This is a genomic window from Macellibacteroides sp. (genome assembly GCF_050251695.1).
GTDB classification, from domain to species: domain Bacteria; phylum Bacteroidota; class Bacteroidia; order Bacteroidales; family Tannerellaceae; genus Macellibacteroides; species Macellibacteroides fermentans.
On record NZ_JBFWMI010000110.1, the window covers coordinates 1 to 9,534 of the forward strand.

Genomic DNA, 9,534 nt, shown 5'->3' on the forward strand with positions numbered 1-9,534 from the left:
GAGCGCATTCAAAGCTTCATCAGAAAGGGGATGTACCTGTTTTATCTTGGCAATAATATTTTTCATTGAATCATTATTTTATACTTTCTACAAAAATAATGAACTTTTCTCAGGCAGAAGCCATATAAAAGAAGAATCCCTTCTCAAAATAAAACGATCAGTTCATTTTGGGAAGGGATGAGGTATTGAATGCAAGAAGCTCTTTATTTGCTTTTCTTATTTAAAAAGCGGGCTGCCAACCATTTTCGTACCGGTTCGTCGTAAACCTTCAGAACGATATAGGCCAAAAAGATATTCCAGAAATAAACACCCAGTGCAACCTGCCAGGTCTCAGCAAATGTAAACAGCTGGTTCTTTATCAGCCAGGCGTAAAACAGATACATAAAAGGATAATGAACGATGTATAGCGGAAACGAGATATCTCCCAGGAATTTACAGATCTGGGTAGACCGTTTGTCGGTTGTATTTCCTGAAGCACCCACCCATACAAGGATCGGGAAGATAACGATGATGCAGAACGCTTCGTAAAGTCCGTTCCACGATATGGGAGATGTCCCTTCAATATAAGGAACCGCAAACAGCACCAGCAATACGGCAGAACAGATCCAGAAGGCACCCCTTACCTTGATAGGTTTAAAATGGCGCGAAAGAAGCATACCCATCGTAAAAGGGAAAAGCATCCGTAAAGCACCTCCCAGAAAGTTTACACTATCTAATGTCCATCCCACGCCGATACTTCCGTAACCCGAGATGTCGAACGTGGCAAACCAGGTGAGGGCAATCCCCAAAAGGACAGTGAGACCTATCAACGCTTTGGTAGACAATTTACGGATAAACAGGGCATACAGTATATTGCCGATGTATTCAAAAAACAGCGACCAGCTCGGTCCGTTCAAGGGAAACATCTCCCCATTACCGCGAACCTCATAGTTGGCCCCGGGAATGGCAGGGATAAAGAACATCGTAAGCAGCAAAGCCACCATCACCATCGAAGTAGCGATGTGCGTACCATCCCATTGAACACTCCCCTGAATCAGGAAGGTGATGGCACCCAATACCGCACCCATAACCACCATCGGATGCAGACGGATCAAACGCCGTTTAAAGAAATCTTTCAGCGTAAGGCTCTTGCCCCAGCGGTCGTCGTAGGCATAGCCGATAACAAACCCTGAGAGGATAAAAAAGAAATCTACGGCCAGATACCCATGGTTGATACTCTCAATAAGCGTTCCTCCGGCAAAGGCATAGCCCTCAAATATGTGATACCATACCACTAAAAGTGCCGCAACACCCCTCAATCCGTCCAATAAGTTATAGTGAGGCTTCGAATCAGCAAAAGCTGCAGATGCATAAATTTTCGACATTGCTAGATCAGTTTATTTGGTTCGTTCTTTAATCGGTGGACAAAAGTACGGATTGCCATTTGAACGGGAATTGCTTTAAAGCAAAAAAACAACAATCAAATACCATCTCATTTTCTATTTTAGGCTTAAATAATTCTTTTTTTATTTCCTTTGTACTATAAATGATTACTACGATTTTTGCAGCAACCAATTGCCCGTTAGCAATCATGTCTGATACAAAAAGAATGATAGTTAGAAACAAACCAATAAAAAGAATAAGAAAATGGAAAATCACAATGTAGCCTACTGCGGACTCTATTGCGGCGCCTGTAAAAGTCAGCTTAAGGGTAAATGCCCCGGATGCTATGGAAACGAGAAAGCCACCTGGTGCGAAATCAGAAAATGCTGCAACGAACACGGCTACGCCACCTGTGCCGATTGCCAGCTTATGCCGTTAAAGGAATGTAAGAAATACAACAACATCATTGCAAAGGTGATAGGCTTTGTCTCGAGAACAGATCGCAGCAAGTGCATAGACCGCATCAAAGCAATCGGAGTGGCAGAATTTGCTGCCGAGATGAAGCTGGCAGGAAGAATGACCATCAAAAGGTAACTCTATAAGATTTTTCCCATCTTAAGTTCCACCTTAAGTATTTCATACACATAGGCAGAACTTTCAATATAGAGTCCGGTGGATTCATCGGAAAGTTTCTCGAAAGTTTCTGAGTTATGGAACAGACTGACAGCCGAAGGAAGGTCCAGATTATTATCCTTCATCAAATAGGCAATGATGTCTTTAGTGATGCCTTCTACGAGATATTGCACTTTCTTTTTCATAACGTTTTCAGATATGCCACCGATTTGGGGGTGAGAAATAAATACTGAGATGAGATTTTCTTATACTTAAGCCCTTTTACGAGCATCGGCAAATCAATAATGCCATCATCAAAATTACGGAACAAAGTCGCGATTGTATCATCTGCAACCGGTCCGATTACAATGTCGTGCTCGTGAACAGGATGTTGCCGTTCCCGACTCCGATTGGCCAATACAAATAAAGCCCACTCCTCATTCGGTTCTTCGAAGCGCTTAATGGATAGTGTGGAATCGCTCAAAGCCGTTTCATCAAACTCAAACTGAGTAACAACAGCACTTCCACCATAGATGGATGCTGTACGTCTGGCCATTTGAGAGGCCTGTTCCTCAATTTCGGTTAGGTAAAAGCCTTGTCCGAAATCCTTATAAGGTTTGCATTTGGCCAGATCAATATTTTTGATCTTACTATTTGATCCGTGATATAGTCTCATAACAGCCCACCTCCATTATTATAGCACACGCGGGCCAAGTCCTGTACACAGTCATCCAACGATAACAGGTGTTCAGCCTCGTAATGCTCAGTTAAGAAGTCAAGTCCTTTATAGCGATTCAGGTAATTGCTGGCCTCGCGGATGGTCATATTGTTAGCTTTTGCAAATTGGCTGATAACAGCGACAATATAACCAATAACACGTTTGTCGATGTTTCGTGAATCTTCTACGTGAACTGTTGCCGATAGGTTCAGGGCATCAAGAACCTTGGTGACCGTTTTAATAGTGAGCCCTTTGCCACTTTCAATCTTAGAGATTTGTGCTTTCCCTACACAAATCTTAGACCCAAGTTCTTCCTGAGTCATCCCGCGACGCACTCTTTCATCCCGAATCAATGTCCCTATTTTGTTAAGCTCAATATTCATAGCTGTTTACTTTCTCACAAAGATAAAAAATAGTTTCCAATTTAGGAAACTATTATAAAATATTTGCCTTTGTGTGGATATCTTCGGGGCGCACCGAAGCGATTGTAATTCTTTTTTTTATTTCCTTTGTACTATAAGTTATTACTAAGATTTTTACCGCAACCTATTAGAAAATGGAAAATCACAATGTAGCCTATACTCAATCCGACTCAACGATGGAGATCATTCAAATAACCAACCATAAGAAACAATACCTGGAATTGTTGTTATTAGCAGACGAGCAGGAATCCATGATAGATCGCTATCTGGATCGCGGAGAGATGTTTGTGCTCGAAGATAACGGCGTGAAGGCCGTCTGTGTGGTAACAGACGAAGGCAACGGCCTATGCGAATTAAAGAATATCGCTGTGAACCCCGGCTCACAACGGCAAGGATACGGAAAGAAACTAATCAACCATTTGCTGAACCACTACGCCGGAAAGTACGCCCGTATGATAGTCGGCACCGGCGATGTACCCAGTTCAGTCCGCTTTTACGAACGTTGCGGCTTTGAACCCTCGCACCGTATCGAAAACTTCTTTACAGACAACTACGACCACCCCATGATTGAAGACGGCATCCTGCTTAAAGATATGGTTTACTTTAAGAGGGAGATGAGGTAATGTAGTAGATTTTAGTTAGTTAATCAGCTTCTATATTTGTGAGTACTTTTCTTTCAAAAAGTATATACTTTCTTAGTAAAAAGTAGTAACATTTTACGAAAAAAGTATCTTTGTTTTTGAAGTTTTTTAATTGGCATCCGTACCCGATTTCTTCTTTTAGTTTTTTAAGGAGTTAATTTCTCCCTCTCAACTTTAATTTGTCGTATTTTTACAAAGTACAGGTCGTTGTGTAACCATATTTTTGTAGAAACATTAAAATAAAGAAATATGCGAAAAATATCATTATTCATTGCAATAAGCTTAGACGGTTATATTGCAAAACCTAACAATGATCTTAGTTTTCTTAAGATAGTAGAAAAAGAAGGAGAGGACTATGGATATGCAAAATTTACAAGTGCAATTGATACTTTGATTGTTGGTGGAAAAACCTATGATTATGTATTTAAAGAAATTGGCTCGTCTCATTATGATAACGGAGAAAGAGATATTTATGTAATTACAAGAACGCCAAAGCCAAATAAGGGAAGAGTGACCTTCTATACCGGAGATATAGCTGAATTGGTTAAAAAGCTAAAATCTGAAAATGGTAAAGATATTTATTGTGATGGAGGTGCAGAGGTGATTAATGAACTCCTGAAACTTGACTTGATAGACGAATATATAATTTCTATTATACCAATTTTATTAGGCAATGGAACCAGATTATTTAAAGATGGAAGGCCAGAGCAATTACTCGAATTGATAAGCTCAAAGAGTTTTGATACGGGACTAATGCAGCTGCATTACAAAAGAAAGAAATAGAAATACTGTTAAATACTTGCTCTTTCAGCTGTAAACAGATAATGGGGCATATCTATTCCGCGGTAGTGTTTTGTCCAGGTTTCGGTGATTGTCATTCCGTTTCTAAGGGCTACATTTTGAGAGGGGATATTGGTATCTCTTATAATGGAACAGACCCGGTCTGCATCCAGTTGCGTGAAAGCATACTTCTTACATGCTCTGGCGGCTTCCGTTGCATATCCCTGGTGCCAATATCTCCGTTGAAACAAATAGCCTATCTCCAGAACCTGCTTATCGCACCAGGGCTGCATGGTGAGTCCGCACTGACCGATCATTTCATTGGTTTCTTTAAGCACAACGGCCCACAGACCGAATCCATATTCTTCATAGCGTTTTATTTGTCTGTCCAGCCAGTCTTGTGTTTCGGCATCGGTAAAGGCTCCGTTATACGCCTGCATCGTTTCTTCATCCTGCAGTATCAGACATAGTGCCTTATAATCCGATTGATTCATTTCGCGCAGATACAGCCTTTCGGTTTCCAATAAATTTGTCTCCATTTAACGTACGATTGATGGTTTTCGTTGTCTGTATTGTTTTACAGGGCAAAAATACCAATTTCTTTCCGAACGAATAAGGAAAGAAATTGGATAAATCTGCTTTTCTACTTTATCCCTCTAACTGTGATTGATATTATTTCAAACGACTTTGATTCAATGGCTTCTACTGAATCATTGCTTTTATACTTACTAAGTAAATCGTCAGGGAGGATGATGTTATTCTCTTTTAGGATTTCTATCTGCTTAAATCCGGCTTTAGTGATTTCACCTATGTATTCATCTTTTGTGATAGCCCCGGCAATGCATCCTACGAACATTTCGACAGCTTCTGATAACGATGGGGGAAGTTCTCCATTGATAACTATATCTGATATACAGAAATGACCGCCAGGTTTTAATACCCGGAATATTTCATGAAATATCTTATCTTTATGGGGTAACAGATTAAGAACACAATTGCTTACTACCACATCTGCCCAATTATCGTCGACAGGCATATCCTCAATATCACCTATACGGAATTCAATGTTGTCGAACCCTCTTTTCTTTGCGTTTTCCTCCGCTTTGGCAATCATTTGAGGAGTAAAATCTATTCCAATCACCTTGCCTGATTCTCCAACTTCCTGACGGGCAATAAAGCAGTCGTTCCCTGCCCCTGAACCTAAATCGACAACCGTGTCTCCTTTTTTAATATTGGCAAATTTTGTTGGAAGTCCGCATCCTAATCCCAGGTCGGCATCGGCATTATACCCTTCAAGTTGTGTATAATCTTCACTCATAATGCTATGCGCTCCGTCCGGGCTGCAGCAGCAACCGGAAGAACAACAAGATGAATTCTGATTTTGTAAAGCAATCTCGCCATATTTAAGCTTTACCAATTCTTTGATGTCTGCTTTCTTTTTCATTTACACATTCCTCCATGCTATCAGGGCGGTGTTGCCTTGCGAAAGCTGGTCGACTTTCTGTATCCACACCAACTCATTTTGTGCTTTTGCCTTCAGGAACGAATTCTGTGTGTCCGTTAATGCCAGGCAGGCATTCACCACCCACCATTTGTTATTAATTCCGGCACGTTGCAGGTCCATCTTCAAACGCTCTGCTTCAAATACCGGAGTTGCTTCGGGCAATGTAACAATCACTACCTCGGTCTCTTTGGGGTTACGTAAACGGGGTAATAGATTGGCTACGGCGCCGGTAACTTCTCCCTGGGTGCGCTCCACCTCCTTATGGTAGCTCTGAGTGGCATCCAAAAGTAATAAAGTATGTCCTGTTGGGGCGGTATCTATCACAACGATTTCATTGTCGGCTTTATCCACTATTTCGGCAAAGGCCTTGAATACGGCGATTTCCTGTGTACAGGGCGAGCGCAGGTCTTCTTCGATATACTCCATATCGGCAGCAGTCATAGCCTCGGCCGCTTTACTGCGGACTTCGTTTTTGTATTTCTCTAAAACTTCGGCTTCGTCGATGCGGCTTACCGCGATACCAGCCTTAACGGCCAGGTCGTAGTTTATATGATTTGCCGGGTCGGTGGTGGTTAAATGTACCTTGGCACCCAGGGCGGTTAATTTAAGGGCTATATCGGTGGCCAGCGTGGTTTTACCCACGCCCCCTTTACCCATGGTGAAAATAACCCTTTTACCGGAGGTGTACAGGTCGTTTACCAGTTGATCCACTCCCCGGGGCTGGGCGATGGGATTATAGTTTGCTTCACCAATAAGGCTGTCGCTGTACAGCATACGGCGTATGTTTGCAATACTAGACAAATTGTACGACCGCAAAGGGATCGTATATAACGGGTAGTTGGATAGCTCCTGCGGCATGTTCTGCAAGGCATGCTGCTGTCTTTCGTGCAGCTGGTTGGATATTGCATCGCTTTTATCCAATTGTTGCAGTACCCCGTTTATTATAAGAAGCTGGTTTTTGATGCCCAATAATAACAATTCGTGAGAGGAGCGGGCGGCTTCGTTAAGAGGGGCGGCTTCAGGGCGGCTAACCAGTACAAGCTGGGTAGTTTGGGCATTTGAAAGCGTTCCTACCGCTTTTTTATAGATCTCTTTTCGTTCTTCCAATCCCGACAACTGTCCTAAACAAGAGGCTCCGTGGGTACTTTCGCTGATAAAGGTACTCCAGGCCGAAGGAAGTTGCAGCATCCGGAGGGTATGTCCCGTTGGTGCTGTGTCGAAGATGATATGGTCGTATTCATCCTGTTTCTGAATGTCCGTAATGAAGTCCGAGAACTCATTAAAGGCTGCAATTTCCACCGTGCACGAACCGGAAAGCTGCTCTTCCATGTTCTGAATAACACTTACGGGGAGTTTTCCCTTGTAGGGTGCAATCACCCGTTCTCTGTATTCCGCAGCTGCCTGTTCGGGGTCCAGATTAACCACCGTAAGTCCCGGCACATCTGCAATGGCAGAACCGTGTCCGTTAAGCGGCTGATTGAAAACATCCTGCAGGTTGGAAGCGGGGTCTGTGCTGATAAGAAGTATTTTCTTTCCCTTGTCTGCCAGTCCCACTGCGGTTGCGCATGCAATAGATGTTTTACCAACCCCGCCTTTTCCTGTAAAAAAGAGGTATTTTGTCGGTTCTATATTTGATATATCAAAGGCTTTCATTGTAATGTAATTCTTTTCTGTTGTTTTATTTTACGGGGATGAATTCCAGATTTACTCCACTCCATTCGCTCATTTGCCTGGTGGTGGGGTAGGTTTTAGATACAGCCACCTCGCCATCCACCAAGGTGATGGGTAATGCTTCGGCTCCATACTTCTGGAGGTAATCGTTTACAACCAGATTCGTAACATATACCTGAGGTTCGTCCCGCAGGTTATGCCGGGTTACCATAATTCCTTGTTTTTTTAATGTTTCAATCACGACAGCAATACGCATTAATTCCGTACTGATATTGGTGCCACATAATCCCGTAGGACAACACATCGCAGGATCAAAAATTTCTATCTTTTTCATCATTATTTATAATTTGATTGTTACTACTTTTCTATAGATAAAATATGACCGCGTAATAGATCCCCACCGCGATAAACAGGATGGCTACTATCTTACGAAACCACTTTTCAAATGCCTGTATCCGGTTATAAAACTTTCCCAGTCCGGCTACGCTATAGGCCAGCACCCAGGCTACCAGAATGACCGGCAGTCCGGTTGCAATCGCAAATACCACTGGTAACAGGTAACCGCCTGCTTCTGCCGCCGATAGCGGTATAAGCATGCCGAAAAAGAATATTCCGCTGGAAGGACAAAAGGCAAGGGAAAATAGAATCCCCAGGAACAGGGCTCCCCAGCTACCCTTAGTTCTTTTCTTTACGTATTCTCCGTTAATGCTGATTTTAGGTATGTTCAATTTAATTAGATCGAGCATATATATGCCGATCACGATTAATAGCGGGGCAATCAGTATTTCTCCGTATTGGCTAACAGCCTTTTGTACAGCAAACATACTTGCACCCTCACGAAGAATCGGAATAAGGATGAAGCCAAGCACCGTATAGGTTAAGATTCTGCCTAAGGTGTAAAGCAACCCGTTTATAAATATACGGTGACGGTTTTCAATATCCTTACCGATAAATCCTATCGCCGTAATATTCGTGGCCAGCGGACAGGGACTTACGGCGGTTAATAACCCCAATATGAATGCCGTAATAACGGGAACGGAACTGTTCTCTAGTATTGATTGAAGAAAGTTCATCGCCTTTTATTTTAGTAATTCGTCAATCTTGCTTTTGATGCCGTTTTTAAAACTGTCGGGATCGCTTTTTGCATTGGCAAAGCCAAACTCGGTCATGTTATTAACCTCCTCGGTTCCATTTTTCCATCGGTTTACAAACAGTGAAGACCATGTAACTTCGTACTTGTCTGCAACCTCCTCATTCTCTTTTTGAGATATATCTATTATCTTATATACAATTTTTCCTAATGCAATTTCATTTGAATACAGACTGTCCAATAGTGCTTTCGTATTTGCTTCGATTGCTTTGCAGGTTACACACCGCTGAGCTCCGTGAAAATAAAGCACTTCTATCCGGTCGGCCTGCTTTACGTCGGTACTTGCTGTTTCTGTTTTCTTTTCTGCGCCATTGCTGCAGGATATTAAAAGAATCGCTGCAATTAAAGTATAGAATAAATTTTTCATGGAAGGGAGATTATTTAGTAAGTAATTCTTTTATTTCTGCCAGCGATAACCGTTTACCTGCCGAAACAACTGTTCCGTCTATTACTAATGCCGGAAGGCCTAAAATGTTATATTCGATGATTTTAAGCAAATCTTCTTCTTTGGTCAGCGTGGCATCGCTTCCTAATTCGGCGATGGCTTGCTGTGTAGTTTCAAATAGAGTTTTGCAACTGGGGCAACCTGTACCCAATACTTTAATTTCCATTCTTAAATAGTTTTGTGATTAACAATATGATTGATTGTAATTCGTAGAACAACGAACATTATC

The 9,534-nt window shown here is 42.1% G+C and carries 15 protein-coding genes; 4 read left to right on the plus strand and 11 right to left on the minus strand.

The genetic code is table 11. The features are described from left to right. Window positions 1-181: hypothetical protein (locus AB7E53_RS13050; RefSeq protein WP_446776120.1), on the plus strand; the 181-nt coding region annotated here is incomplete at its 5' end. A 22-nt stretch (window positions 182-203) separates the two neighbouring features. Here the strand turns inward: AB7E53_RS13050 and AB7E53_RS13055 are convergent. Beyond that, the gene (locus AB7E53_RS13055; protein WP_446776122.1) at window positions 204-1,364 is read right to left on the minus strand and encodes an acyltransferase family protein; all 1,161 of its coding nucleotides are present in this window, start codon (window positions 1,362-1,364) and stop codon (window positions 204-206) included. Between the two features lie 262 nt (window positions 1,365-1,626). Here AB7E53_RS13055 and AB7E53_RS13060 point away from each other — a divergent pair, with 262 nt between their 5' ends. Continuing rightward, complete coding sequence (locus AB7E53_RS13060; protein WP_179398877.1) at window positions 1,627-1,956, plus strand: DUF3795 domain-containing protein; 330 nt, start codon at window positions 1,627-1,629, stop codon at window positions 1,954-1,956. 2 nt (window positions 1,957-1,958) lie between these two features. Here the strand turns inward: AB7E53_RS13060 and AB7E53_RS13065 are convergent, their stop codons facing one another. The 3 genes from AB7E53_RS13065 to AB7E53_RS13075 are packed head-to-tail and all read right to left on the minus strand — an operon-like array spanning window position 1,959 to window position 3,075. Then, on the minus strand, window positions 1,959-2,180 hold the full coding sequence (locus tag AB7E53_RS13065) for a hypothetical protein (protein ID WP_446776002.1): 222 nt from the start codon (window positions 2,178-2,180) through the stop codon (window positions 1,959-1,961). Next, the gene (locus tag AB7E53_RS13070; protein WP_446776124.1) at window positions 2,177-2,650 is read right to left on the minus strand and encodes a DUF3990 domain-containing protein; all 474 of its coding nucleotides are present in this window, start codon (window positions 2,648-2,650) and stop codon (window positions 2,177-2,179) included. Before AB7E53_RS13070 ends, AB7E53_RS13065 begins: the two co-directional genes overlap by 4 nt. After that, complete coding sequence (locus AB7E53_RS13075; protein ID WP_446776126.1) at window positions 2,647-3,075, minus strand: DUF3791 domain-containing protein; 429 nt, start codon at window positions 3,073-3,075, stop codon at window positions 2,647-2,649. The genes AB7E53_RS13070 and AB7E53_RS13075 overlap by 4 nt, the downstream gene beginning before the upstream one ends. 215 nt (window positions 3,076-3,290) lie before the next feature. Here AB7E53_RS13075 and AB7E53_RS13080 point away from each other — a divergent pair, with 215 nt between their 5' ends. Next, window positions 3,291-3,737, plus strand: coding sequence for a GNAT family N-acetyltransferase (locus AB7E53_RS13080; protein ID WP_446776140.1), 447 nt, complete (start codon window positions 3,291-3,293; stop codon window positions 3,735-3,737). Between the two features lie 267 nt (window positions 3,738-4,004). Further along, on the plus strand, window positions 4,005-4,538 hold the full coding sequence (locus tag AB7E53_RS13085; RefSeq protein WP_446776128.1) for a dihydrofolate reductase family protein: 534 nt from the start codon (window positions 4,005-4,007) through the stop codon (window positions 4,536-4,538). 8 nt (window positions 4,539-4,546) lie between these two features. Here AB7E53_RS13085 and AB7E53_RS13090 read toward each other — a convergent pair whose 3' ends face one another. From AB7E53_RS13090 to AB7E53_RS13120, 7 genes are all read right to left on the minus strand, one after another. After that, a complete protein-coding gene (locus AB7E53_RS13090; RefSeq protein ID WP_446776130.1) occupies window positions 4,547-5,074 on the minus strand; it encodes a GNAT family N-acetyltransferase in 528 nt (175 codons plus the stop codon). A 104-nt stretch (window positions 5,075-5,178) separates the two neighbouring features. Next, window positions 5,179-5,979, minus strand: coding sequence for an arsenite methyltransferase (arsM, locus tag AB7E53_RS13095; protein ID WP_446776132.1), 801 nt, complete (start codon window positions 5,977-5,979; stop codon window positions 5,179-5,181). Beyond that, on the minus strand, window positions 5,980-7,692 hold the full coding sequence (gene arsA, locus AB7E53_RS13100; protein ID WP_446776134.1) for an arsenical pump-driving ATPase: 1,713 nt from the start codon (window positions 7,690-7,692) through the stop codon (window positions 5,980-5,982). Between the two features lie 25 nt (window positions 7,693-7,717). Next, entirely contained in the window at window positions 7,718-8,044 is a 327-nt protein-coding gene (gene arsD, locus AB7E53_RS13105) for an arsenite efflux transporter metallochaperone ArsD (RefSeq protein ID WP_446776142.1), read from the minus strand. Window positions 8,045-8,075: 31 nt separating this feature from the next. After that, complete coding sequence (locus AB7E53_RS13110; RefSeq protein WP_446776136.1) at window positions 8,076-8,783, minus strand: aromatic aminobenezylarsenical efflux permease ArsG family transporter; 708 nt, start codon at window positions 8,781-8,783, stop codon at window positions 8,076-8,078. 6 nt (window positions 8,784-8,789) lie between these two features. Then, window positions 8,790-9,227 (minus strand): nitrophenyl compound nitroreductase subunit ArsF family protein, encoded by a 438-nt coding sequence (locus AB7E53_RS13115; RefSeq protein WP_446776138.1) that lies wholly within the window; start codon window positions 9,225-9,227, stop codon window positions 8,790-8,792. Window positions 9,228-9,237: 10 nt separating this feature from the next. Next, on the minus strand, window positions 9,238-9,471 hold the full coding sequence (locus AB7E53_RS13120) for a thioredoxin family protein (protein ID WP_068185976.1): 234 nt from the start codon (window positions 9,469-9,471) through the stop codon (window positions 9,238-9,240). Window positions 9,472-9,534: the final 63 nt, after the last annotated feature.